This is a genomic window from Vibrio sp. PID23_8 (assembly GCF_003584965.1).
Classification (GTDB): Bacteria; Pseudomonadota; Gammaproteobacteria; order Enterobacterales; family Vibrionaceae; genus Vibrio.
In genome coordinates this window covers 745,893-769,473 of record NZ_LIXE01000001.1, presented here as the reverse complement: position 1 = coordinate 769,473, position 23,581 = coordinate 745,893, and the positions used below count along the sequence as shown (strand labels likewise).

24 protein-coding genes are annotated in these 23,581 nt (G+C 44.8%); 15 read left to right on the top strand and 9 right to left on the bottom strand.

The window, feature by feature from the left end:
• Positions 1-11: 11 nt before the first annotated feature.
• Genes AK966_RS03495 through AK966_RS03485 form a run of 3 tightly spaced genes read right to left on the bottom strand, consistent with a single transcriptional unit; the run spans position 12 to position 2,261 of the window.
• Positions 12-689, bottom strand: coding sequence for a C39 family peptidase (locus AK966_RS03495; protein ID WP_099079813.1), 678 nt, complete (start codon positions 687-689; stop codon positions 12-14).
• A gap of 5 nt (positions 690-694) precedes the next feature.
• Entirely contained in the window at positions 695-1,024 is a 330-nt protein-coding gene (locus AK966_RS03490; RefSeq protein ID WP_099079814.1) for a carbon storage regulator, read from the bottom strand.
• A 22-nt stretch (positions 1,025-1,046) separates the two neighbouring features.
• Positions 1,047-2,261 (bottom strand): dentin sialophosphoprotein, encoded by a 1,215-nt coding sequence (locus tag AK966_RS03485; RefSeq protein WP_119463539.1) that lies wholly within the window; start codon positions 2,259-2,261, stop codon positions 1,047-1,049.
• Between the two features lie 567 nt (positions 2,262-2,828).
• Between AK966_RS03485 and AK966_RS03480 the strand changes: the two genes are divergently transcribed.
• The 10 genes from AK966_RS03480 to luxS all read left to right on the top strand — a co-directional run bounded on the left by AK966_RS03480 (position 2,829) and on the right by luxS (position 14,588).
• Positions 2,829-3,467: a helix-turn-helix transcriptional regulator gene (locus AK966_RS03480; RefSeq protein WP_099079816.1), complete on the top strand. Its 639-nt coding sequence runs from the start codon at positions 2,829-2,831 to the stop codon at positions 3,465-3,467.
• Positions 3,468-3,967: 500 nt separating this feature from the next.
• A complete protein-coding gene (locus AK966_RS03475) occupies positions 3,968-4,225 on the top strand; it encodes an oxaloacetate decarboxylase subunit gamma (RefSeq protein WP_119463538.1) in 258 nt (85 codons plus the stop codon).
• 33 nt (positions 4,226-4,258) lie between these two features.
• The gene (oadA, locus tag AK966_RS03470; protein WP_119463537.1) at positions 4,259-6,058 is read left to right on the top strand and encodes a sodium-extruding oxaloacetate decarboxylase subunit alpha; all 1,800 of its coding nucleotides are present in this window, start codon (positions 4,259-4,261) and stop codon (positions 6,056-6,058) included.
• 9 nt (positions 6,059-6,067) lie between these two features.
• Positions 6,068-7,198, top strand: coding sequence for a sodium ion-translocating decarboxylase subunit beta (locus AK966_RS03465; RefSeq protein WP_099079819.1), 1,131 nt, complete (start codon positions 6,068-6,070; stop codon positions 7,196-7,198).
• A gap of 147 nt (positions 7,199-7,345) precedes the next feature.
• The gene (locus tag AK966_RS03460; RefSeq protein ID WP_119463536.1) at positions 7,346-8,296 is read left to right on the top strand and encodes an NADP-dependent oxidoreductase; all 951 of its coding nucleotides are present in this window, start codon (positions 7,346-7,348) and stop codon (positions 8,294-8,296) included.
• Positions 8,290-8,751: a YqaA family protein gene (locus tag AK966_RS03455; protein ID WP_099079821.1), complete on the top strand. Its 462-nt coding sequence runs from the start codon at positions 8,290-8,292 to the stop codon at positions 8,749-8,751. Before AK966_RS03460 ends, AK966_RS03455 begins: the two co-directional genes overlap by 7 nt.
• 9 nt (positions 8,752-8,760) lie before the next feature.
• Positions 8,761-11,601: a pitrilysin family protein gene (locus tag AK966_RS03450; protein WP_099079822.1), complete on the top strand. Its 2,841-nt coding sequence runs from the start codon at positions 8,761-8,763 to the stop codon at positions 11,599-11,601.
• Between the two features lie 163 nt (positions 11,602-11,764).
• Positions 11,765-13,333, top strand: coding sequence for a glutamate--cysteine ligase (gene gshA / locus AK966_RS03445; protein ID WP_099079823.1), 1,569 nt, complete (start codon positions 11,765-11,767; stop codon positions 13,331-13,333).
• Between the two features lie 44 nt (positions 13,334-13,377).
• A complete protein-coding gene (locus AK966_RS03440; protein ID WP_119463535.1) occupies positions 13,378-13,983 on the top strand; it encodes a hypothetical protein in 606 nt (201 codons plus the stop codon).
• An 86-nt stretch (positions 13,984-14,069) separates the two neighbouring features.
• Positions 14,070-14,588, top strand: a complete 519-nt coding sequence (luxS, locus tag AK966_RS03435; RefSeq protein ID WP_099079825.1) for an S-ribosylhomocysteine lyase — start codon at positions 14,070-14,072, stop codon at positions 14,586-14,588.
• Positions 14,589-14,657: 69 nt separating this feature from the next.
• Here the strand turns inward: luxS and AK966_RS03430 are convergent, their stop codons facing one another.
• Together AK966_RS03430 and AK966_RS03425 are read right to left on the bottom strand one after the other, a co-directional pair.
• Positions 14,658-15,932: an HlyC/CorC family transporter gene (locus AK966_RS03430; protein ID WP_099079826.1), complete on the bottom strand. Its 1,275-nt coding sequence runs from the start codon at positions 15,930-15,932 to the stop codon at positions 14,658-14,660.
• Positions 15,933-16,069: 137 nt separating this feature from the next.
• Positions 16,070-16,864: an inner membrane protein YpjD gene (locus AK966_RS03425; RefSeq protein WP_099079901.1), complete on the bottom strand. Its 795-nt coding sequence runs from the start codon at positions 16,862-16,864 to the stop codon at positions 16,070-16,072.
• Positions 16,865-17,077: 213 nt separating this feature from the next.
• Between AK966_RS03425 and ffh the strand changes: the two genes are divergently transcribed.
• The 5 genes from ffh (at position 17,078) to rplS (ending at position 20,664) form a co-directional block, all read left to right on the top strand.
• Positions 17,078-18,463 carry a signal recognition particle protein gene (ffh, locus tag AK966_RS03420; protein WP_119463534.1) on the top strand — a complete coding sequence of 462 codons (1,386 nt, stop codon included), beginning with the start codon at positions 17,078-17,080 and terminating at the stop codon, positions 18,461-18,463.
• Between the two features lie 209 nt (positions 18,464-18,672).
• Positions 18,673-18,921, top strand: coding sequence for a 30S ribosomal protein S16 (rpsP, locus tag AK966_RS03415; RefSeq protein ID WP_004410028.1), 249 nt, complete (start codon positions 18,673-18,675; stop codon positions 18,919-18,921).
• Positions 18,922-18,948: 27 nt separating this feature from the next.
• Positions 18,949-19,497, top strand: a complete 549-nt coding sequence (gene rimM / locus AK966_RS03410; RefSeq protein ID WP_099079828.1) for a ribosome maturation factor RimM — start codon at positions 18,949-18,951, stop codon at positions 19,495-19,497.
• A gap of 28 nt (positions 19,498-19,525) precedes the next feature.
• On the top strand, positions 19,526-20,269 hold the full coding sequence (gene trmD / locus AK966_RS03405; RefSeq protein WP_099079829.1) for a tRNA (guanosine(37)-N1)-methyltransferase TrmD: 744 nt from the start codon (positions 19,526-19,528) through the stop codon (positions 20,267-20,269).
• Between the two features lie 41 nt (positions 20,270-20,310).
• The gene (rplS, locus tag AK966_RS03400) at positions 20,311-20,664 is read left to right on the top strand and encodes a 50S ribosomal protein L19 (protein ID WP_099079830.1); all 354 of its coding nucleotides are present in this window, start codon (positions 20,311-20,313) and stop codon (positions 20,662-20,664) included.
• A gap of 348 nt (positions 20,665-21,012) precedes the next feature.
• On the opposite strand, the gene yacG is transcribed toward rplS, so the two are convergent.
• From yacG to AK966_RS03380, 4 genes are all read right to left on the bottom strand, one after another.
• Complete coding sequence (gene yacG / locus AK966_RS03395; protein ID WP_099079831.1) at positions 21,013-21,207, bottom strand: DNA gyrase inhibitor YacG; 195 nt, start codon at positions 21,205-21,207, stop codon at positions 21,013-21,015.
• A 62-nt stretch (positions 21,208-21,269) separates the two neighbouring features.
• Positions 21,270-22,010: a cell division protein ZapD gene (zapD, locus tag AK966_RS03390; protein WP_099079832.1), complete on the bottom strand. Its 741-nt coding sequence runs from the start codon at positions 22,008-22,010 to the stop codon at positions 21,270-21,272.
• 27 nt (positions 22,011-22,037) lie between these two features.
• Positions 22,038-22,652, bottom strand: a complete 615-nt coding sequence (gene coaE, locus AK966_RS03385; protein ID WP_099079833.1) for a dephospho-CoA kinase — start codon at positions 22,650-22,652, stop codon at positions 22,038-22,040.
• Complete coding sequence (locus AK966_RS03380; RefSeq protein WP_119463533.1) at positions 22,653-23,522, bottom strand: A24 family peptidase; 870 nt, start codon at positions 23,520-23,522, stop codon at positions 22,653-22,655.
• Between the last annotated feature and the right edge of the window lie 59 nt (positions 23,523-23,581).

The following is a 23,581-nucleotide window of genomic DNA, read 5'->3' as shown; positions in this document are numbered from 1 at the left end:
GTTACCTTAGTTTAATTCTCACCATCGACAGGGAGGGTAATGCTAAATACCCCTAGTGAATCTCTAGGTACACCGCTTTCTAGTGGTGACGCTTGATAAATGGCAAACTGATCATCGGTAATAAAGCTTGTACGCCCCATTTCAGCTTCGTTACGGACCAATAAGATAATGCCCTGATAATACTTTTGAAACTCTTCGTATTTCATGATCATCGTGCCTCGTGAGGGATCACCTAAGATCACCGAGTCTTTGTTCATCCCCCGAATAACAACAAAGTGCATATAGCCATCAAAATTGACCAAGGTAATACCTGGTACGCCGACTTTGCGAATTTTCTCTAGTCCGATTTTGAAGCCGTCAGAGTTAAGGCCAATGGAAGCGAGGTGCATTTTCATATCAAGGAGAGAGAAGCCTTTCTCTTTAATTTTTTCCTTATCACCATTGCGATACATGTTCTCAAAAATGTCTTGTTCTGATGATGGCGTTTCATAATGATAAGTAAGTAATGATGCCAACGCGGCTGAACCACAGCTAAAATCATATTGTTGACGAAAGACATCTCCAAAGACTATCTCCTTATAGCTTTTTACTGGCACTGAGTAGTGAGCTCGATGTGGAAGAAATTCTAAAGAGTTGGCTGATGCTGACATTGCCAGCATCAGCCAAGTTATGTTTCGAACAATTCTCATATTATTTACTTGAGTGTCAGGTTAACGACGGTTGAGTTCTGAATAAGAACGTTATTACCAGTATTCTGAATCACGCTCGATATCCCTGAACTGTCTGCGAACGCACCTGGTGATAAAATGTTATTTCCGCTAACGGTGTTATTGGCTACGTTATCTGACGATACCCCATAAACATCTGATTCTGCATAGACAAGGTCAAGATCGATATCGATATGTTGACCACCTCTCGCTTCACTCATGGTTTCGAGGCTAGCACTTTCGTCAGACAACGTTATCTCATCAGCATTGACGGAAACGGCAATTATCATACCCAAGGTACACAGTGCCAAACGCATCGCTTTCTCCTAATAATGCTCATTAGTCGCCGGTAAAGACACTCGCGTTGGTCGCTACAGATTGTTGAATCAGTGCGTTACCGCCAGCGCTTTGTGCCACTGTGGTAATACCCGAGGCACCATCCATACCACCAAGGTTATTTACGTTATCAACTCGAACAGTAGAGTCTTTTTCCATTGTTGAGTAATTTACTGATGTAGCGCTAACGGAACCCATGACTTCAGATGTCGCTACAACCGTATCCGAATCCATCTGTAAGGTGTTGTAGCTATCAGCTGTATTAATACTGCTGTCGCTGTTGTCGTTATAGCTATTGTTAGTACTCGAATTACTCTGGTCACGATTGTCAGAGTTGTTGTCTGCATAGCTTCGGCTGTCACTGTTGTCGTTGTAACTGTCATTGGTGCTAGAGTTACTGTTGTCATTGTTGCTACGAGTCGTCGTTGTACTCGAATCACTTTGGTTGCGACTGTCACTGTTGTCGTTGTAGCTGTCGTTGGTACTTGAGTTGCTGTTGTCATTTGCATAACTTCTGCTGTCACTCATATCACGACTGTCTGACTGATCTCGTGAGTCTGCTTGGTTACGATTGTCACTGTTATTGTTGTAACTTGAGTTTGTACTCGCATTCGAGTTATCACTGTTGTTACTGTTGTCATTTGCATAACTTCTGCTGTCACTCATATCACGACTGTCTGACAGATCTCGTGAGTCTGCTTGGTTACGATTGTCACTGTTATTGTTGTAACTTGAGTTTGTACTCGCATTCGAGTTATCACTGCTGTTACTGTTGTCATTAGCCGCAGTAGCGCTATTGTCGTTGTAACTAGAGTTAGTACTCGCGTTAGAGTTGTCGCTGCTATTACTGTTGTCATTAGCATTGCTAGTACTGTTGTTGCTATTGTCATTATTGCTATCAGTAAGACCTAACGACTGCGTGTTGCTGTTGTCGCTGTTGTCGCTGTTATTACTGTTGTCACTATTGTTACTGTTGTCATTATTGCTATCAGTAAGACCTAACGACTGCGTGTTGCTGTTGTCGCTGTTGTCGCTGTTATTACTGTTGTCACTATTATTACTGTTGTCATTCATACTATCAGTGACAGAAAGTGTGTTGGCACTGTCGTCCCACTGATTATTACTTTTGCCATCATCGATGCCATTATTAGCTAATGCGTTACCACTCAATAAAATCGCAGACATTGCGATAGCAAGCCCTGTCTTGTTAAGCGTCATAATTGATCACTCCATTACCTTTGTTCCTGTTAAAAAAATGACTGCACGTTAACTTCTTGCTGCCTCTTTTGGCTTGGAAGCGCTGGAAGTATAGGTAAGAGATCACGAGTAAGATTCTCAAGGGTGAGAAAATTGGCCTTAGTAATAAGCGAAGTCTTAGAAGGGGCGTTTTAAGTGAAATGAAAGCGTTTTATAACCATCAAGTTAGGTGATGTTGTATGCGAGAGAGTGTTTCAAGTATGAGATTTTAGGGTAAAAAAGATTGAAAAAGTATGCAGAAAGTTACTTGGAATATTGGCATTTCAGAAAGAAATATCGTTGTTCATGAGAGTTTTAAATAAGAACTTTACTTAAGAACAACCAGTTAAAATAGTAGGGTATGAAGTCACTCTGCTTCTCGCTGAAATTTGACTAATCTTTTGGTGTATGTGGGGCAACAGCTTGTTAGGCATAAAGTCCGACTGAACTGCTATATTCTTGCTATCGATATTTCAATTACTCGTAGTTCCACGTACATGGAATCAGCACAGGTAGGGAGTGGTAAAGGTGTCGTAAAATGGAGGATAAATGAGAATAAAACATCTTCTCTTGCTTGCAGAGAGCAATCTTCAAACCAGTTTAATAGAGAGTCAACTTTCAACAATTAGCCACGTGAAAGTCATGATCTGTTCGCCGCAAGAAGCAGTATTTCGCAGTCATACTGTTAATATTGATCTTGTGTTTATTGATTACGATTACTTGGTGCAACTTGAGTCTTTAGGGTTATTACCTGACTTTGATTTACTTGGTTGGCCGTTGATGGTTCATAACGTGCCAAACAGCCAAGTTGATAATGAGTTGCTACGTTGGAAGTTTCTGAAAGGCATTTTACTGCGTAGTGCAGCCGTGACCCACATTAGTAAAAGTGTCGATTATATCTTTAAAGGTGGACTCTGGTTGCCAAGAGGATACTTGGAAAAGCTTATCAGTAACTACCGTCATTCTAACGTTGTGATGGAGTGTGAGTATGATGAGTTGACCAGTCGTGAACGACAAGTCCTAGAGTTGCTTGCTTATGGCAATTCAAACCAACAGATTGCATCTCAGTTGTTTTTATCCGAAAGCACAGTAAAGAGCCACATCTACCGATTATATAAGAAACTCGATGTGCACTCTCGTCACGATGCCATAAAGATGGTGCGTATGAATGGAGGGTTGGCTGATTAATGATATAAAAGTAAGCGCGCGTGATCTGGAAGGTTCATCAGTGACTAAATAGTCATATCTTGTCATTTCCATGTTTAGTTTGTCTCTCATGTCTCGGAAATCAGACCAATTTAGACCACAGGTGCACTTGATAGCGATAGGATAGAGAAATGTATCTGTTCTGTTGGTGTTAATAATTTGTTTAAAGTTTGTTTTTTTGGCTAGAAATCTGTTTTGATTTTACTTTCCTTAACATACACATTCTTTGTTTTTAAATCCCAATCGCAGTTTTTCTGCCTCCTATGATTTATTCTGCTTATATGTTGAACACCTCATTAGTTGATGAGTCGTTTCTATCGTTTTGTGATCGGTTTGGTGAATAAATAGTCATTTATTGAGGTTTTTTAAAACCTATCTTAAACAAAATTGACAAAATTTAACCAATCGAGATAATCGAACGGTCGGGATTTGACGTGATAAGAGTCCTGCGCATTGTCAGGATGACAAAGAAAGGAAGCAACATGACGAATATAGGAAGCCTGCTAGTCGATGCGGCCACTCTGATGTTAACAGGGATGGCGGTCGTATTTATTTTCCTCACAATTTTAGTTTATCTCGTTCGGCTACTGTCCAAATTGGTACCAGAAGAAGTGCCAGAGCCGATCGCAGCACCAAAAATAAATACCAACGTTCAATCAACCTCTTCAGCTGTTAGTCCACAAGTCGTGGTGGCGATCTCAGCTGCGATTCATCAACATCGCACCTCTATCGCGAAGTAGCCGAAATATAGGATTAAAAAGGAGTTTAAGAGCATGTCGAAACCACTAGCTATCACGGATGTGGTCCTTCGTGACGCCCATCAATCATTGTTTGCTACACGCATGCGTATCGAAGATATGCTGCCTATTGCAGCAGAGTTAGATAAGGTAGGGTATTGGTCGCTAGAGACCTGGGGGGGCGCGACGTTTGACTCGTGCATTCGTTTCCTTGGGGAGGACCCATGGGAACGCTTGCGTGAGCTGAAAAAAGCGATGCCGAACACGCCAATGCAAATGCTACTTCGTGGTCAAAACCTTCTGGGATACCGCCATTACGCTGATGACGTTGTAGAGAAGTTTGTTGAGCGTGCGCACGCAAATGGTATGGATGTGTTCCGTATCTTTGATGCGATGAATGACGTACGTAATTTTCAAACTGCAGTGAAAGCCGCAGTTGATGTTGGCGCTCATGCGCAAGGTACGTTGTCTTACACTACCAGCCCGGTCCACAACGCAGATACTTGGGTAGATTTAGCAAAACGTTTGGAAGATCTAGGCTGTCACTCTTTATGTATTAAAGACATGTCGGGTCTGCTTAAGCCATATGAGGCGGAAGAACTGATCACTCGAATCAAAGCCTCGTGTGATGTCCCATTGGCGCTTCACTGTCATGCAACCACTGGCCTTTCAACGGCGACAGCGGTGAAAGCAGTAGAGGCAGGTATTGATATTCTTGATACTGCAATCTCTTCGATGAGTTGTACTTATGGCCATACGCCAACAGAAACCGTTGTGGCGATGCTGCAAGGCACTGAGCGCGACACTAACCTTAAGCTTGAACAAATCGAGCCGATTGCTGCTTACTTCCGTGAAGTGCGTAAGAAGTATGCAAAATGGGAAGGTCAGCTGAAAGGCGTCGATTCTCGCATTCTGATTGCACAAGTTCCGGGTGGTATGCTGACCAATATGGAAGGCCAGCTAAAAGAGCAAGGCGCAGCGGATCGTATTGATGAAGTATTAGAAGAGATCCCTCGCGTACGTGAAGATCTAGGTTTTATTCCTCTCGTTACACCGACTTCTCAGATCGTTGGTACTCAAGCAGTGATCAACGTATTAACGGGTGAACGCTACAAGAGCATCACGAAAGAAACCGCTGGTGTCCTAAAAGGTGAGTATGGTGTAGCTCCCGCACCAGTGAATTCCGAACTACAAGCGAAAGTGCTTGATGGCAAAGAGGCGATCACGTGTCGCCCCGCAGATTTGCTTAAAGCTGAAATGAAAGCTCTAACGGTTGATTTGATGGAAAAAGCGCAATCTGAAGGCATTAAGCTAGCGAGTGAGCGTGTCGATGACGTGCTGACTTACGCGCTATTCCCTCAAGTTGGACTTAAGTTCCTGAAAAACCGTGGCAACCCAGATGCATTTGAACCAGCTCCAACGCTAGAAGCAGCGAAACCTGCTGTTGCGCCTACAGCACAGCCTACCGCTGGTGGCGTTGAAACTTACAGTGTTCGTGTTGATGGTCAAGTGTATGAAGTTGAAGTTGAAGTTGGTGCTCAAGGTCAATTAACGTCAGTGACGCCAAATGCAGCGGCAGCACCTGCTCAAACTACAGCACCAAGTGCACCTGCGAATAGTACCGCAGAAGCGGTTCCGGCTCCTCTTGCAGGCAACATCTTCAAAGTGAATGTCCAACTGGGCGCTGAAGTGGCAGAAGGTGACGTTCTTTTGATCCTTGAAGCCATGAAGATGGAAACGGAAGTTCGCGCAGCACGTGGTGGCGTGGTGCAAGAATTGAACGTTAAGGAAGGGGATGCCGTTACGGTTGGTTCGCCACTTCTGAGTCTGGGGTAAGGGAGTATCATGGACGGATTGATGACCCTATGGTCAGAAACAGGGATCGCTAACTTTGAGTTTGGCCAAATCTGCATGATGCTGGTTGGCTGTACCTTGCTGTTTTTAGCGATTCGAAAAGGCTTTGAACCATTACTTTTATTACCCATTGGTTTTGGTGCTATTTTAGCGAATATTCCGAATGCGGGTTTCACCGAGCCGGGTGGTCTGTTGTACTACGTTTACTACATCGGGATCGAGTCGGGCGTGTTCCCGCTATTGATCTTTATGGGCGTAGGTGCAATGACCGACTTTGGTGCTTTGATCGCAAACCCAAAAACACTTTGGTTGGGCGCGGCAGCGCAGTTTGGTATTTTCGCCACGCTATTTGGGGCAATCTTGCTTAACTATGTGCCGGGTATGGAGTTCTCGATGGCCGATGCGTCGTCTATTGCGATCATCGGGGGAGCCGATGGCCCAACGGCGATTTTCTTAGCGAGTAAGCTGTCTCCAGATCTGCTCGGAGCCATTGCGGTTGCCGCATACAGCTACATGGCGTTGGTGCCGATCATCCAACCACCAATCATGAAAGCACTGACAACCAAAGAAGAGCGCCAAATCAAAATGGCTCAGCTTCGCCATGTGGGTAAGTGGGAAAAAGTACTCTTCCCACTTGCTGTGCTACTGATGACGATTCTGTTCTTACCATCAGCCACACCTCTGGTGGGTATGTTCTGTTTGGGTAACTTGATGCGTGAAGCGGGAGTGGTGGATCGTCTATCGAAAACAGCACAAAATGAATTGATCAATATCGTGACTATCTTCTTAGGTCTTGGTGTTGGTTCTAAGCTACAAGCTGAACAGTTCTTAAACATAGAAACACTAGGTATCTTGGGACTGGGGGCGGTGGCATTCAGTATTGGTACAGGGGCCGGTGTGCTGATGGCGAAGTTGCTGAACAAGTTTTCAAAAGAAGACATCAACCCACTTATTGGGGCGGCGGGTGTATCAGCAGTACCAATGGCAGCGCGAGTTGTTAACAAAGTTGGTTTAGAAGCAAACCCGCAAAACTTCTTATTGATGCATGCGATGGGGCCAAACGTTGCAGGCGTATTAGGTTCGGCAGTTGCCGCAGGTATTCTGCTTGCCCTAGTGGGGTAGTCGATGTGCCTAGAGATCTTGGTTGGTGATTTGTGATATAGAATTATCAACCAATTTACACATTGGCGATTAACTTCAGCAAACAAAATAGTTTATAGTCAAAGGGATGCCGAGGCATCCCTTTTGTTTTCTCTCAGGGAATGGGTTATGGAACACAAACAGATAGTGATTACCGAATTTGGCGAGGCAGACGTTCTCGCGGTCCAAAACGCATCAACACCATCACCTCAAACTGGTGAGGTTCTCATTAAAGTTGCCTATGCTGGCGTCAATCCCATTGACGTAAAAACGCGAGCAGGACTTGGCTGGGCAGCGGCACAAAACAAAGACAATCTACCTTGGGTTCCGGGCTACGATATCTCTGGTAAGGTGGTGTCATGCGGTGATAACACCTCACGTTTTAAGGTGGGTGATGAGGTGGCAGGTTTCATTGGCTTTCCAATTCGTGGTGGTGGCTACAGTCAATATGTTTGCGTGCCAGAGTCTGAGCTCTGCCATGTTCCAAGTACCGTGACGCTTGAAGCTGCGGCAGTACTGCCCCTGGCAGGGCAAACTGCAGTTCAAGCGCTCAGTAAAGCGAATGTTACTGAAGGCGATCGTGTATTGATTCTGGCGGGTGCTGGTGGTGTTGGGCATTTAGCGGTGCAGATAGCAGTGGCGGCTAAAGCGGAAGTGTTTACCACTTGCAGTGAGCGGAACTTAGACTACCTCGCCACATTAGGGGCGCACGCAGTGAACTATCAATTTGCTCCAGTGTCTGAACATGTTGAAGATGTGGATGTTTTGATTGATCTTGTCGGTGGCGATGCGGCATTAGATGCGCTCAAGTGTCTTACTGATAATGCAAGAGTCATTACCCTTCCAACCATCACCGCTGAGCTGATTTGTGAGAAAGCAAAGCTACTTGGTTTTGAAGCCAGTGGAATGTTGGTCGAACCTGATCGCGAGCAACTCGACACTTTACTTTATATGGTGGGCGTCGGGTTACTGAAAACTGAAGTTCAACAAGTCTATCCGATGAGTGAGGTTGTGGATGCCCACAGGCAAGTTGAATCCGGACGGACGCGAGGCAAGATATTGCTTGATATGACATGTTAGAGGCATTTAATGCTGCCTTTGAAAACTTAGCGTTATGGTTCTCTGATTCTGCATTATGGGTGTTGTTCATGACGGGATTTCTCAGTGCCACCTTGTTACCGGGTGGCTCAGAAGCAGGATTGATCGCCACTCTTTCATTAAATCAGTATTCCGTATCTTCTATCATTACCGTTGCCACAATTGGTAATACCCTCGGCGGTCTCACCAATTACTGGCTTGGGCTCTGGATCCCCAATAAAACCCAAGATGAAAAACATGGCCACACGGCATTGAAGTGGTTGGCAAAGTACGGTTACTGGGGATTGTTTTTTAGCTGGTTGCCAGTGATTGGCGACCCGCTATGTTTAGCTGCAGGGTGGTTAAGGATGAAATTTCTGCCGTGTATGGTTGTTATATTTTTAGGTAAAGCGGCAAGGTACAGTCTACTAGCCGCTATCTATTTCGGTTTATTTTAAGGAAAGCGCATGAGAATGTTTTGGGTTAGCACGTGTTCACTGCTGGTGATCACGGGCTGTGCATCAAACGCCCCGGTTTCACTGCCTGATGGAGTGACTTTCGTTGAGTCGTCGAAAACAGAAGCTGGCAAGGTCAAAATTCCATACCAGAAATATCAACTTGATAATGGTCTGACGGTGATCCTTGCTCCGGAAGATTCAGACCCACTGGTGCATGTTGATGTGACTTATCACGTTGGCTCAGCACGTGAAGATATCGGTAAATCTGGCTTTGCTCACTTCTTCGAGCACATGATGTTCCAAGGCTCAGAAAACGTGGGTGATCAACAGCACTTTAAAATCATCACCGAAGCGGGTGGTACGTTAAATGGTACAACTAACCGCGATCGCACGAACTATTTTGAAACTGTCCCGGCGAATCAACTCGAGAAAATGTTGTGGTTAGAATCCGATCGTATGGGCTTTTTATTGGATGCGGTGTCACAAGAGAAATTCGAAATTCAGCGTTCAACGGTAAAAAATGAGCGTGCTCAGCGTTATGACAACCGCCCTTATGGTTTGATCTGGGAACGTATGGCGGAAGCGCTATACCCTGAAGGTCACCCATATTCATGGCAAACGATCGGCTATGTGGAAGATTTAGACCGTGTTGATGTTAACGATCTGAAAGCCTTTTTCCTTCGCTGGTATGGCCCGAACAATGCGGTCATTACCATTGGTGGCGATATTGATGTTGAGCAAACCCTAGCGTGGGTTAACAAGTACTTTGGCTCAATTCCTCGTGGTCCAGAAGTCGATAACGCGCCGAAGCAACCTGCGAAGCTTGAAGAGAATAAATTCATTACATTGGAAGATCGTATTCAACAACCAATGGTCATGATCGCCTGGCCAACCACTTACAGTGGTGAAGCCAACCAAGCGTCACTCGATACTTTATCTAGTGTGCTAGGTAGCGGTACCAATAGCCTTCTTTACCAAGACTTGGTGAAGACTCAAAAAGCGGTGGATGCAGGCTCATTCCATGATTGTGCTGAGTTGTCGTGTAACTTCTATGTCTACGCGATGGGCGATTCTGGAGAGAAAGGCGACTTGTCTAAACTTTATGATGAACTGATGCAGTCACTGAATAAGTTCAGTAAAGAGGGCGTAACGAAAGATCGTCTTGACCAATTGAAAGGGCAAGCGGAAGCAGACGCGATCTTTGCCCTGGAAAGCGTGAAAGGCAAAGTGACTCAATTGGCTTCAAATCAAACCTTCTTCGGTCAGCCAGATTTGATTGAAAAACAGCTCGAGCAGATCCGTGCGGTGAGGCCAGAGTCAGTGGAAAAAGCGTACAGTGACTTTATCCAAGGCAAGAATAAAGTGACGTTGAGCGTGGTACCGAAAGGTAAAGTAGATCTTGCAGTGAAACCTGCAACGTTCGTCACGCCAAAACGCACGCTTCCAGAATATCAAAAGATAACCGATGATCAATTAGCTTACCGTCGTGCAACAGATAACTTTGAACGCTCGGTTCAGCCACCTGCAGGGGCTCCGGTTGAAGCAACCATGCCAAAATTGTACGGCATTCATTTCGACAACGGTTCTGAATTGTTAGGGACAGTGAGTACTGAAACGCCAACCGTGATGATGCAATTTAGTCTACCTGCGGGAACACGCTTCGTTGATAAAGGTAAAGAAGGTCTTGCGCAATTGACGGCAGCAATGTTGCAAGAAGGTACCACTAAGCGCAGCGTCGAAGATATTCAAGCTGAACTGGATAAGCTAGGTAGCATGATTTCGGTGGAAGCATCAGGCTACACGACCAACATCAGTGTTTCATCGTTAGCAAAAAATCTAGCGCCAACCTTAAAGATTGTTGAAGAGATGCTTTTATCTCCTGCTTTCAAAGAGGAAGACTTTGAGCGTGTGAAAGTGCAAGCGTTAGAGGGGTTGGTATATGAGCAACAAAACCCGAGCTGGATGGCGTCACAAGCAAGCCGGCAAGTACTTTATGGGGATTCCGTATTTGCCCGTCCGAAAGATGGCACGCAAGCAGGCTTGAATGCCCTAACATTGAACGATGTACGAGATTTCTATACCAAGCATTATACGCCGCAAAGTGCACAGATTGTGGTGGTTGGTGATATCTCCAAGCAAGATATCCAAAAGCAACTGGCGTTTTGGTCAAGCTGGGAAGATGAGGCCGCGCCGCTTTATGCTCCACAGAGCATCTTGCCGTTAGGTGAGCAAAAAATTCATCTCGTGGATAAGCCTGGAGCACCGCAAAGTGTGGTGATGTTGGTTCGTCAAGGCATGCCTTATGATGCGACGGGTGACTTCTATTTAAGCCAACTTGCGAACTTTAACTTATCAGGTAATTTCAATAGCCGCATTAACCAAAACTTACGTGAAGATAAAGGCTACACTTATGGGGCATTCGGTTACTTCTCAGGTAATGTAGAAACGGGCTCGGTTGTATTTACAGCACAAGTGCGTGCAGACTCGACGGTGGCATCTATCGTTGAAATGGAAAATGAGCTGAATGAATACTCTCAAGCCGGCATGACTGATGATGAGATGACATTTATGCGCCAAGCGGTCGGTCAAAAAGATGCACTGAAATATGAAACACCAACACAAAAAGGCAAACTCATCAGTGATATTTTGAAGTACAACTTAGACAAAGATTACTTACAACAACGTAATGCTATTGTTGATACCGTGGACAAACGAACACTCGATGCGTTAGCGCAAAAATGGTTTGATCCGAATGATTATCAAATCGTCGTCGTCGGGGATGCAAAATCCCTTCGTCCTCAACTAGAAAAGTTGGGGAAAGACGTGGAAGAGCTTGAAATCATTCGATAGAGTACACATTTAATAGCGGAGAGGAGACTCTCCGCTATTCGTTTCTAACTAGATAAATGACTTTTTGATGGGTTATTTATCTAGATGGATTATATATCAATAATTTAGCTTTCACTTACTCGTCTTGGTAAGTGACCTGCTCCCAATATAAGCGAACCTCATTTTGACTGATTTTGCTGCGCGACTAAAACAAGTTGCATCAAACCCAGAAGTATTTACGCAGTTTGGACGTGGTGTTGAGCGAGAAACTTTGCGTTATCGTCAGGATGGACGCCTTGCAACCACTCCTCACCCAGAGGGCTTGGGCTCAGCATTCACAAACAAGTGGATCACCACAGACTTTTCTGAATCTCTGTTGGAGTTTATTACTCCAGTTTCCCATGAGGTTTCTGAATTGATGGGGCAGTTGAAAGACATTCACCACTTTACACAAACCAAAATGGGTGAAGAGAAAATGTGGCCACTTTCAATGCCATGTTACGTAGGCAGTGAAGATGACATTCAATTGGCTCAGTATGGTTCATCCAATGCAGCAAAAATGAAAACGCTTTACCGTGAAGGCCTGAAGCGCCGTTACGGCAGTTTAATGCAGATTATTTCTGGCGTGCATTTTAATTTTTCATTCCCGGAATCATTCTGGGATGCGCTGTATGGCGAACAAGATGAGCAGGCGCGTCAAAACACCAAATCCGCGGCTTACTTTGCTCTGATCCGTAACTACTATCGCTTTGGTTGGATGATCCCTTATTTCTTTGGTGCTTCTCCTGCCTTATGTGGCTCTTTTATCCAAGGTCGTGAAACCGATCTGCCATTTGAGAAAATTGGTGGCACGTTATTCTTGCCAAAAGCGACATCGCTACGCCTAAGTGATCTCGGTTACACCAACAGCGCGCAAAGTGTACTTAAGATTGGCTTTAACAGCATTGAACAGTATCTTGATGGTTTGAGTGATGCGATTCGTCATCCATCAGAAGAGTTTGCTCAGATTGGTGTGAAGGTCGATGGCGAATATCGTCAGCTGAACTCGAATATTCTGCAGATTGAAAATGAACTTTATGCCCCAATTCGTCCTAAACGAGTGACGAAGAGCGGTGAGAAACCATCAGAAGCACTTAATCGTGCCGGTGTAGAGTACATTGAAGTTCGTTCGTTGGATGTAAACCCATTTAGTGCGGTAGGGGTAAGTGAAGAGCAAGTTCGCTTCCTCGACCTATTTCTCACTTGGGCGGCGCTTTCTGATTCTGAACCGATGGACAATTGCGAGCTTGCATGCTGGCGTGACAACTGGAACAAGGTGATTGTTTCTGGTCGTGAAAAAGGGCTGATGTTACAAATCGGCTGTCAAGGTGAGCGTTTATCTCTACAAGACTGGGCTCATCGTGTATTCGCTGAACTTCGTCAAATCGCGTTTGAAATGGACACGGTTGTGGGTGGCAATGCTTATCAAGCGGTATGTGATAAGTTAGAAGAATGGATTGATGATCCAGAGTTGACGATTTCAGGTCAGCTGCTTGAACTGACCAAAGAGCACGGTGGATTAGGCAAAGTGGGCTGTGCATTAGGCATGAAGTTCCGTGAAGAAAATCTTGCTCATCGTTACGAGCAGTACTCAGAAACTATTATGGAAACGGAAGTGACCACTTCAGTTGGGAAACAACAACAAGCAGAGCAAAGCGACACCTTGTCGTTTGATGACTTTTTAGAAGACTACTTTGCTTATCTAAAACAATAATACCAATGCTTATCTAAATAAGCATAAAGTAGTAAGGGCAGGGATTGAACATTAAGCCATTAGTGGTCTCGGTGTTCGGGAGTGTATTGTTAGCCGGTTGTGCGACTGCGCCCCCAAAGCAGCAAGATAACCTATGTGAAATTTTCCGAGAAAAATCTGGTTGGTATGAAGATGCCAAGGACATGGAAGAGGAATGGGGGACGCCAATCAATGTCGCGATGGCTATTCTTAAGCAAGAAAGTAGTTTTCGTCATGATGCAAAGCCTCCGAAAAATTATATTCTAGGCTTTATTCCATGGGGACGAGTGAGCAGTGCTTACGGTTATGCTCAAGCCCAGGACCCTGCCTGGAAAGATTTTCAGAAAGCAACGGGACAAGGTGGGTCACGTACTAGCTTTGATGACTCAATGATGTTTGTTGGTTGGTACACTCATGAGACTCGTCGACAATTAGGCACCTCATTATGGGATCCATATAACCAATATCTTGCTTACCATGAGGGGCGTGGTGGTTATAAGCGAGGTACTTATAAGAGTAAGCCGAACTTGATTAAGGTCGCAAGACGCGTCGAGCAAACAGCTAAAACGTATGGCTGGCAGCTGAAGCAATGTCGTCAGGAACTGGAAGACAACAGCGGCTGGTTCTTTTAGTCCCCGAATGATTGTCTTTTTGGGGGAATAAATAGAAATCAATACCAATACCTTCGGTGTTGGTGGTTACAATCAGGAGAGATGTAATGCCTTTATTAGATAGCTTTACCGTTGATCACACTCGCATGCATGCGCCAGCGGTGCGCGTGGCAAAAACTATGCAGACCCCGAAAGGGGATACCATCACGGTATTCGACTTACGTTTTACTGCACCCAACAAAGATATTCTTTCTGAGCGAGGCATTCATACGCTTGAGCATCTATATGCGGGCTTTATGCGTAACCATCTCAATGGTGACAGTGTTGAAATCATCGATATCTCACCAATGGGTTGCCGCACTGGCTTCTACATGAGCTTGATTGGTACGCCTTCAGAGCAGCAAGTAGCAGACGCTTGGATTGCTTCTATGGAAGACGTATTGAAGGTGGAAAGCCAAAATAAGATCCCAGAGCTGAACGAATACCAATGTGGCACGGCAGCAATGCACTCACTAGGAGAAGCGCAGCAAATTGCGAAAAATATTCTCGATGCTGGTGTGTCTGTAAATAAGAATGATGAGTTGGCACTGCCAGAGTCCATGCTAAAAGAACTACGCATCGACTAACCATAAGCATTCTAATGAACAAGAGCCTGATGATATCAGGCTCTTTTTTTGTTCACAGGAATAGGAACATCAGCTGCTCTTTTTTAGCTTCGGGTACACTTTCACAAGTTTGATGCGATTCTCTTCAATGTTGACGATTTCCATCGGGTGCCCAGCAACTTGAACGCTGAGGTGACTTTCTGGGATGTCTTCTAAATGTTCAAGAATAAGGCCATTTAGCGTCCTTGGGCCATCGGTCGGTAATTTCCACTTCAAACCTTTATTGATATCTCGAATGTTGGTGCTGCCTTCAATTAGAAAACTGCCGTCACCTTGGGGGGTGATTTCATCCGATAAGCTAGGTGAAATAGAGGTCGTAAACTCGCCAATAATTTCTTCCAAGATATCTTCTAGCGTCACTAGACCGTTAATGTCGCCGTATTCATCGACAATTAAGCCAATACGTTGCTTGTTGCGTTGAAACTTCAACATTTGCACATTGAGCGGCGTGCCTTCTGGAATGTAGTACACCTCATCGGCTGCGCGTAGCAGGGTCTCTTTGTTGAATTCGTTCTTCTCCAGCATCAAGCGGTATGCTTCACGCAAACGCAGCATGCCAACGACTTCATCGATTTGATCGCGGTAGAGCACAATTCGGCCATGGGGCGAGTGAGTGAGTTGGCGAACAATGGACTTCCAGTCGTCATTGATGTCGATACCGGTAATTTCGTTACGCGGCACCATGATGTCATTAACCGTGACGTGTTCAAGATCGAGGATGGAGACCAGCATGTCTTGGTGACGGCGAGGGATTAGCCCTCCTGCTTCATTCACTACCGTGCGCAGCTCTTCTGAGCTGAGGTGATCTTCTGTCGAGTGGTCCGCTTTGACGCCAAGCAGGCGAATAAAGCCATTGGTAATAAAGTTGACTAACAATACCAACGGAGATAGAAGCTTCATTAAAATCGTCAGGAGAATACTGCTCGCGTACGATACGCGCTCTGGATACAGTGAGGCGATGGTTTTTGGTGTCACCTCTGCGAAGACGAGAATCACCATGGTGAGTGCACCAGTGGCAATCGCGACACCCAAATCACCATACATGCGCATACCAAGAATGGTGGCAATGGCAGACGCAAGAATATTGACGAGGTTATTGCCGATCAGAATAAGACCAATCAAGCGATCAGGGCGATCGAGCAGCCTTTCGACTCGCTTCGCTCCCTTATGCCCATTATTGGCTAAGTGTTTTAAGCGGTAACGGTTCAAAGACATCATCCCTGTTTCTGAACCGGAGAAGTAACCTGATATGACGATCAGACACGCGAGTAGCGCAAATAATATACCCGTAGATATGTCGTCCAAAACGTTGCTGTTCCTTGTCGATGTTTGGTGTATTTATGGCCAAGCATGGCCTTGAAATCAATCTACTAAGGGGTACTCTATTTTATTTATCTCGATAGATAAAGAATAAGGAACCATTGGTTCCTTATTTCATTGAATTAATTAAGAATGATCTCTTGAACAAATCGGCTGCCAAAGTAGGCCAGAGTCAAAAGAGTCGCACCTGCAACGGCAAACCAAGTGACTTTTTGGCCGCGCCAGCCTTTATGGTAGTGACCCCACAGTAGGACGGAGTAAATCACCCAAGCAATGAAAGAAAGAATGCCCTTATGCGCTTTTCCTTGTGCAAACATGTCATGCACAAAAGCAAAGCCAGTGATGAGCGTACCCGTTAACAATAAGTTACCAATTAAGATGATTTTGAACAGTTGACGTTCCACCATCATTAATGGTGGCAAATTGGGGTTAATCACTAATGCTTTCTTTGTTTTAAGCTTATGATCAAGCCAGGCGAGTTGCAGGGCGTACAAGGCGCCAATGGTCAATGTCGCATAAGAAAACAGTGCGAAAGAAATATGAATGAGTAGTTTAGGGTCGTTTTCTAAATGCTTGATGAAGGTGCTAGGCAAGAATGTGGCAGCAGATAAGTTGATCGCAGCAAAGCTGTACACGACGGGCAGTAAAAACCACAAACGATTCTTCAACATCGCCACACTCATGACTAAAGAGATAATAAAGCTAATAAGTGAGGCGACATTTAAAATGCTGAGGTTTTGCCCTGAGGCGTTGAAAATCAGATCGCTCAGTATCCAAGCATGGAAAACAAGTGCACAGGCTGCGCTGGCAAATACGGTTTTTGCTTTGATTCCTGACTGCTGAGAGAGTCCGGGTATGATAGTCGCAATCGCCAAAACATAAAGAATGGCTGCCGCGATGGCAATTAAGCTATCCATGAATTCTATAGGTTGTTGTGCAATTTGGTGAAAATTATACCTTGCATTGCGCTTTGGGGCTACGGTAGATACCTCAACAATCATGTGAGATGAGATGTTGAAATTCACAACGTTGTCCACGATATAGGAATAGAGAGGCAGTACGGGTATGACTGTGACGTTGGCTAAGGTATACTCACCCTAATTAATCGCCATTTTAGCGAAGAGACAAAGATGTTTGAGAATTTAACGGATCGATTATCCAAAACGCTGAAGAATATCAGTGGCAAAGGTCGTCTGACTGAAGACAACATTAAAGAAACCCTACGTGAAGTACGCATGGCGCTACTGGAAGCGGACGTTGCGCTTCCTGTAGTCCGTGAGTTTGTTAACCGTGTAAAAGAAAAAGCAGTCGGTGTAGAAGTTTCTAAATCATTGACCCCGGGTCAGGAGTTCATCAAGATCGTTCAAACTGAACTTGAATCGGTCATGGGTGAGTCTAACGAAGCTTTGAACCTAGCGGCACAACCGCCTGCTGTGCTTTTGATGGCGGGTCTACAAGGTGCGGGTAAAACCACGTCGGTAGGTAAACTGTCTAAGCTTTTAAAAGAGCGTGACAAGAAGAAAGTCTTGGTTGTTTCTGCCGACGTTTACCGCCCTGCGGCGATCAAACAGCTAGAAACGTTAGCATCAGACATTGGTGTCGACTTCTTCCCATCTTCAGCGGATCAAAAACCGATTGATATCGCGAACGCAGCGATTGACCACGCGAAGAAGAAATTCTACGACGTTCTGATTGTCGATACTGCAGGTCGTTTGGCGATTGATGAAGAGATGATGGGTGAGATCAAAGATCTCCACTCGGCTATCAACCCAGTTGAAACGTTATTTGTGGTTGATGCAATGACGGGGCAAGATGCGGCGAACACAGCGAAAGCTTTTGGTGATGCACTACCGCTAACAGGTGTTATCCTAACCAAGGTTGACGGTGATGCGCGTGGTGGTGCAGCGTTATCGGTTCGTCACATCACAGGTAAACCAATTAAATTCTTGGGTGTCGGTGAGAAAACTGACGCGCTAGAGCCATTCCATCCAGATCGTGTAGCATCACGTATTCTTGGTATGGGTGACGTACTGTCGCTGATTGAAGACCTACAACGCAACGTTGACCAAGAAAAAGCAGAAAAGCTAGCCAAGAAGTTCAAAGAGAAAAAAGGCTTCGACTTAGAAGACTTCCGTGAACAGTTAGGTCAAATGACCAACATGGGCGGCATGATGGGCATGCTAGATAAGCTTCCAGGCATGTCTCAATTGCCGTCAGATGTGAAAGATAAAGTTGATGATAAGATGTTCAAACAGATGGAAGCTATCATCAGCTCAATGACGATGAAAGAGCGTCAGCGTCCAGAAATCATTAAAGGTTCGCGTAAGAAGCGTATCGCTGCGGGGTCAGGTGTCCAGGTTCAAGACGTTAACCGTCTATTGAAGCAGTTCACCCAGATGCAGAAGATGATGAAGAAAATGCAAAAGGGCGGCATGAAAGGCATGATGCGCAACATGCAAGGCATGATGGGCGGCGGTATGGGTGGAGGCGGCGGCTTCAACCCATTTGGTCGTTAATCGATTGCCTACACTTTAGTTTCAGGGTGTTAGCTGCATCACAAACTTAAATTTTAATTTATGTTGGTGAAAAAGTAGCTAAACCCCTTGCATTGAACCGGGATAAGAGTAAAATTCCGGAGCTTTATTTTGGCACGAGACCCCAGGCTATTTAATTTATAAATGGTTTTTGGGGTTAATTTTATTTTTGAGAAAGCAAAGAGGACGACATGGTAACCATTCGTTTGGCACGTCACGGCGCTAAAAAGCGTCCATTTTATCAAATCGTAGTTGCGGATAGCCGTAACGCTGCAACTGGCCGTTTCATCGAGAAAGTTGGTTTCTTTAACCCAACTGCACAAGGTCAAGAAGAAGGTCTACGTCTAGACCTAGACCGCGTTAACCATTGGGTTGGTCAAGGCGCGTCTCTATCTGACCGCGTTGCTAAGCTAGTTAAAGACGCTCAAAAAGCGGCTTAATTCTTTTTAAGAAGTAGAAATTAGCTTATGTCGATGAAAGGTAAAGAAACGATGAGCGACAATAGAATTGTTGTAGGCAAGTTTGGTGCTACTTACGGCATTCGTGGTTGGCTCAAGGTTTTTTCCTACACAGACAATGCTGAAAGCATTTTTGATTACAGCCCTTGGTTTGTTAACCAAAAGGGTTCGTGGGTTGAGTACAAAGTAGAAAGCTGGAAGCGCCATGGTCAAGGCTATGTATGCAAGCTAGCAGGATTAGATGTTCGTGAAGACGCGCAACTGATGACGAACTTTGAAATTGCGATAGACCCTGCGGTACTGCCTGAATTGTCAGAAGATGAGTTCTACTGGCGTGAATTGTTTGGGATGCAAGTGGTAACCACGAAAGGTTACGATCTGGGTGTCGTTACTGACATTCTAGAAACTGGCTCAAACGATGTTCTAGTGGTTAAAGCAAATCTAAAAGATGCTTTTGGGCAGAAGGAACGATTAATTCCGTTCCTTGAAGAGCAAGTGATCATTAAAGTGGATCGCGAAGCTCAACGGATCGAAGTTGACTGGGATCCTGGATTCTAATCGCCAAAATTACAGAGCGAGAGAACACATGTGGGTTGGCATAATTAGCCTTTTTCCTGAAATGTTCCGTTCTGTTACTGATTTTGGGGTAACAGGTCAAGCGGTTAAAAAAGGTCTTTTGTCTATTGAGACTTGGAATCCTCGTGATTTCACTCATGACAAACATCGCACTGTCGATGACCGACCTTACGGTGGTGGTCCTGGTATGTTGATGATGGTACAGCCTTTGCGCGATGCCATTCATACCGCGAAAGCAGCCTCACCGGGTAAGACGAAAGTTATTTACCTTTCTCCTCAAGGTCGAAAACTCGACCAGAAAGGGGTTGAAGAACTGGCAACAAATGAGAATTTGCTTCTTATTTGTGGCCGTTACGAAGGGGTAGATGAGCGTATCATTCAATCTGAAGTTGACGAAGAATGGTCAATTGGGGATTTTGTGATGACGGGTGGTGAAATTCCAGCCATGACGTTAATTGATTCTGTCTCTCGGTTTATTCCGGGGGTGTTAGGGGATTTTGCGTCAGCAGAAGAAGATTCTTTTGCGAATGGTTTGTTAGATTGCCCTCACTATACGCGCCCTGAAATGTTGGATGACAAAGCAGTGCCTTCGGTACTGATGTCAGGCAACCATAAGGACATTCGTCGTTGGCGACTAAAACAGTCGCTTGGCCGTACCTGGATAAGAAGACCAGAGCTCCTGGAAAACCTAGCTCTGACTGACGAACAGGAACAATTACTTGCTGAGTTCATCACTGAACATAACGCAAAGTAACCTAATTTATTTAGTATCAGTTTATTCTAGGAATTTAGAAAATGAGTAACATCATCAAAGCTCTTGAAGAAGAGCAAATGAAGCAAGGCCTACCTAAATTTGCACCAGGTGACACTGTTGTTGTACAAGTTAAGGTAAAAGAAGGTGAACGTGAGCGTCTACAGGCTTTTGAAGGCGTTGTAATTGCAATCCGTAACCGTGGTCTTCACTCTGCTTTCACTGTACGTAAGATCTCTAACGGTGAAGGTGTTGAGCGTGTATTCCAAACTCACTCTCCAGTTGTTGATAGCATCGAAGTTAAACGCCGTGGTGCAGTACGTCGTGCCAAGCTGTACTACCTACGCGACCGTTCTGGTAAGTCTGCTCGTATCAAAGAGAAACTTGCTAAGAAATAATGCTATAACTAGCGTTCTCATAGTAAACGGAGTCCTTTTGGGCTCCGTTTTTTTATGTTTGCTTATAACTGGCTATTTCCCTTTCTACCGTTGTCATCGGTGCTCATTTACTGGCGTAAACTCCGCGCTTCTTTCTGGGTAGAATGAAAAATATCTGCGTTCTTAGCTAAATATATTGCTGATGTATGTGAAACATACAATTTACTTAACGATATGAAATAAAACCTAATTTTAAATGGGAATGCGCTCAAGCAGAGAGTGCTAGAAAAGCGAAAGAGAACGGTTTTCTGACGGGCAATAAAAAAGTTGACGCTTTCACGTCAACTTTCAAATTTTAGAACTGAGAACTTAGTATGGGTCTTCCGACCAACCATCACTGTCAGACATATCCGGCGCACCAGGGATAGTATTCTCTTCATCTGCCCATTCACCAAAGTCGATCATTTGGCACTTTTTGCTACAGAAAGGGCGGAAAGGACTCTGTTCGCCCCATTCAACATCGGTACCACATTGCGGGCATTGAACGATAGTAATTTTAGACATGGTTAAATAGTCCCACGGAGTTGAGGTTAAAAGAAGTATAAAAATAGTAGTGTGAGTTTGGTTTAGCTACAAACAGCGAGCTCAAACTCGACGTCTTGAGTGCATGCCTGTCCGCTTTCAAAGGCGATAAACTTAATGGCAAAACGGTTTTTATGCCCTGAAATCATAGGATATACACCGTATTCCATAGGAATGTGTAAGCGGAGAATATTCGCTTCTTCGGCATCACTTTGATAAAAGCCTGTACGTGCAATCTGATCCTTGAAGTGACCCGTTTCTCGAGTCAGTTTGAGCCAAAGGTTCAGGGCATCAGACAATGGCTTGAGGCTAGCTTGCCATTTGCCCGCGTCATGTTGCTTACGATCAATAGGCAAATGTAACCAGTAATGTAGTGCGGGTAAGTCAAAGCAACATGAGCCACCAGGAAGGTTAAAGCGTTGTCGAATAGAGCTTAAAAAACGGTCTTCCTTCAGTGATTGGCCAAAGCGCTCCGCCGCCATCAATTGGCTATGAATTACATCGATCTCTTTTAAGAGTTCGCTCAGCGCTTGTTGATCAACACCATCGACATTGAACCAATTGCGATAAGCAAGGCGCTGTTTCTCAAGATCTTTCGCTAGCTCACTTTTTAGTTGGATCTGCTCGAAGATTTCAACCATATCGAACAGTGCTCGAAAGAAAAGCTGGTATTGGTGGTTGTCAGCAAAACCTGAGGCTAAGTGAGCCTGACGCAGCAACGATTCGACTCTCAAATAGATGCGAGTTTTTTCATTTAATGGATGTTCAAATTTGTGCGTGGTCATTAACATCAGCCTTGGTATGTATTAGGTCTATTTTCGCAGATTTTTCTTACACATGGCTAGGTACTTTTGGTGCAAATCTGTGATTTGAAGCAAAAGATCAGGGTCGTGAGGGTTATTTTTAACCACATCATCCGCCAAGGCGAGTCGCTGCTGCCTTGATGCTTGGGACGCCAAGATAGCCTTTGCTTGCTCTTCGCTAACGTTGTCGCGTTTCACTGTTCTGGAGATTTGTGTTTGAGGATCGACATCCACAACAAGAACACGATTACACAAGCTATCAAGTTTGTTTTCTATCAGCAAGGGGACAACCAAAAGGGCGTAATCGGAGGTGACTTGTTGTAAGTCTTCAATCATCTTTTCACGAATCATTGGATGCAATAATGCGTTAAGCCATGTTTTTTCTTCGGGGTAAGAGAAAATCTTTTCTCTTAATTTCGCTCTATCCAAGGTGTTATCTTCATGGACAATATCAGGACCAAAATGTGCAATGATGGCATTCAGTCCGGGCGTTCCCGGATCAACCACTTCACGGGCGACGATGTCAGCATCCACAATGTCAATTTGAAATTGCTGTTTGAATAGGTTTGCCACGGTGGTTTTGCCACTTGCAATACCACCAGTTAGGCCAATCACGAAAGCCATTTACACTCCTAGAATCGATGTGAAGTACCAGTTGAGAATTTGGTTGCCCCAAATAAGGCTCACCCAGCCCGCAATGGCTAAGTAAGGCCCAAACGGGAACGCTTTCTCGATGCCTTGTTTTTGTAAACGTAATTGAATAAGACCGAAAATAACACCAACGACGGATGATAGTAAAATAATCATCGGCAGCGATTGCCAACCGAGCCAAGCACCAAGTGCCGCGAGCAGTTTGAAGTCACCATAGCCCATGCCTTCTTTGCCTGTTAGGAGTTTAAACCCCCAGTAAACACTCCAAAGACACAGGTAACCAGCCATAGCGCCAATAATGGAATCTTGCAGGCTCACAGGGCTGATCTCCGTGAGTGCGAGAGCGATACCAGTCCACATTAATGGCAGAGTAAGTTGATCTGGCAACAACATAGTATCAAGGTCGATAAACGTGGCTGCAATCAACACAAAGGTAAAGAAAACTAGCGCAAGCGTGAAGTCGCTATAACCGAAATGAAAGGCGAGAAAACCCGAACAAATGGCGGTGAGCAGTTCGATGAGCGGGTAGCGGACGCTGATCGATGACTGACAGTTGTGGCACTTGCCTTTTAGTCGCAGCCAACTGATGACAGGGATGTTATCTCGAATCCGAATAGGGGTGCCACATTGCTGACAAGAAGAGCGCGGTACGCTCAAGGTTAAGCGCTCTTTAGGAGGCTCAATATGGTATTCTGGGAAAGATTCAGCACAATCACGCCGCCATTCTAGCTCCATGATCTTCGGTAATCGATAAATAACAACGTTGAGGAAACTACCGATGATTAAACCAAAAATCGTGGCAAACACGACGAATAGCCAAGGGTAGTACTGGAATACTTCCATATCTGTCTCTTGAGCGTAAATCAAATTAGCAAGGCGCTGTTTTGATGGGATTAATTTGC

Excerpts from the sequence above, each read along its gene's own strand:
- trmD (WP_099079829.1), top strand. The coding sequence starts at position 19,526 with ATGTGGGTTGGCATAATTAGCCTTTTTCCTGAAATGTTCCGTTCTGTT.
- AK966_RS03380 (WP_119463533.1), bottom strand. The coding sequence starts at position 23,522 with ATGGAAGTATTCCAGTACTACCCTTGGCTATTCGTCGTGTTTGCCACG.
- yacG (WP_099079831.1), bottom strand. The coding sequence starts at position 21,207 with ATGTCTAAAATTACTATCGTTCAATGCCCGCAATGTGGTACCGATGTT.
- zapD (WP_099079832.1), bottom strand. The coding sequence starts at position 22,010 with ATGACCACGCACAAATTTGAACATCCATTAAATGAAAAAACTCGCATC.
- AK966_RS03460 (WP_119463536.1), top strand. The coding sequence starts at position 7,346 with ATGGAACACAAACAGATAGTGATTACCGAATTTGGCGAGGCAGACGTT.
- AK966_RS03425 (WP_099079901.1), bottom strand. The coding sequence starts at position 16,864 with ATGGATAGCTTAATTGCCATCGCGGCAGCCATTCTTTATGTTTTGGCG.
- rimM (WP_099079828.1), top strand. The coding sequence starts at position 18,949 with ATGTCGATGAAAGGTAAAGAAACGATGAGCGACAATAGAATTGTTGTA.
- luxS (WP_099079825.1), top strand. The coding sequence starts at position 14,070 with ATGCCTTTATTAGATAGCTTTACCGTTGATCACACTCGCATGCATGCG.
- AK966_RS03480 (WP_099079816.1), top strand. The coding sequence starts at position 2,829 with ATGAGAATAAAACATCTTCTCTTGCTTGCAGAGAGCAATCTTCAAACC.
- ffh (WP_119463534.1), top strand. The coding sequence starts at position 17,078 with ATGTTTGAGAATTTAACGGATCGATTATCCAAAACGCTGAAGAATATC.
- AK966_RS03455 (WP_099079821.1), top strand. The coding sequence starts at position 8,290 with ATGTTAGAGGCATTTAATGCTGCCTTTGAAAACTTAGCGTTATGGTTC.
- AK966_RS03495 (WP_099079813.1), bottom strand. The coding sequence starts at position 689 with ATGAGAATTGTTCGAAACATAACTTGGCTGATGCTGGCAATGTCAGCA.
- AK966_RS03465 (WP_099079819.1), top strand. The coding sequence starts at position 6,068 with ATGGACGGATTGATGACCCTATGGTCAGAAACAGGGATCGCTAACTTT.
- oadA (WP_119463537.1), top strand. The coding sequence starts at position 4,259 with ATGTCGAAACCACTAGCTATCACGGATGTGGTCCTTCGTGACGCCCAT.
- AK966_RS03490 (WP_099079814.1), bottom strand. The coding sequence starts at position 1,024 with ATGCGTTTGGCACTGTGTACCTTGGGTATGATAATTGCCGTTTCCGTC.
- AK966_RS03450 (WP_099079822.1), top strand. The coding sequence starts at position 8,761 with ATGAGAATGTTTTGGGTTAGCACGTGTTCACTGCTGGTGATCACGGGC.
- coaE (WP_099079833.1), bottom strand. The coding sequence starts at position 22,652 with ATGGCTTTCGTGATTGGCCTAACTGGTGGTATTGCAAGTGGCAAAACC.
- rplS (WP_099079830.1), top strand. The coding sequence starts at position 20,311 with ATGAGTAACATCATCAAAGCTCTTGAAGAAGAGCAAATGAAGCAAGGC.
- rpsP (WP_004410028.1), top strand. The coding sequence starts at position 18,673 with ATGGTAACCATTCGTTTGGCACGTCACGGCGCTAAAAAGCGTCCATTT.
- AK966_RS03475 (WP_119463538.1), top strand. The coding sequence starts at position 3,968 with ATGACGAATATAGGAAGCCTGCTAGTCGATGCGGCCACTCTGATGTTA.
- AK966_RS03485 (WP_119463539.1), bottom strand. The coding sequence starts at position 2,261 with ATGACGCTTAACAAGACAGGGCTTGCTATCGCAATGTCTGCGATTTTA.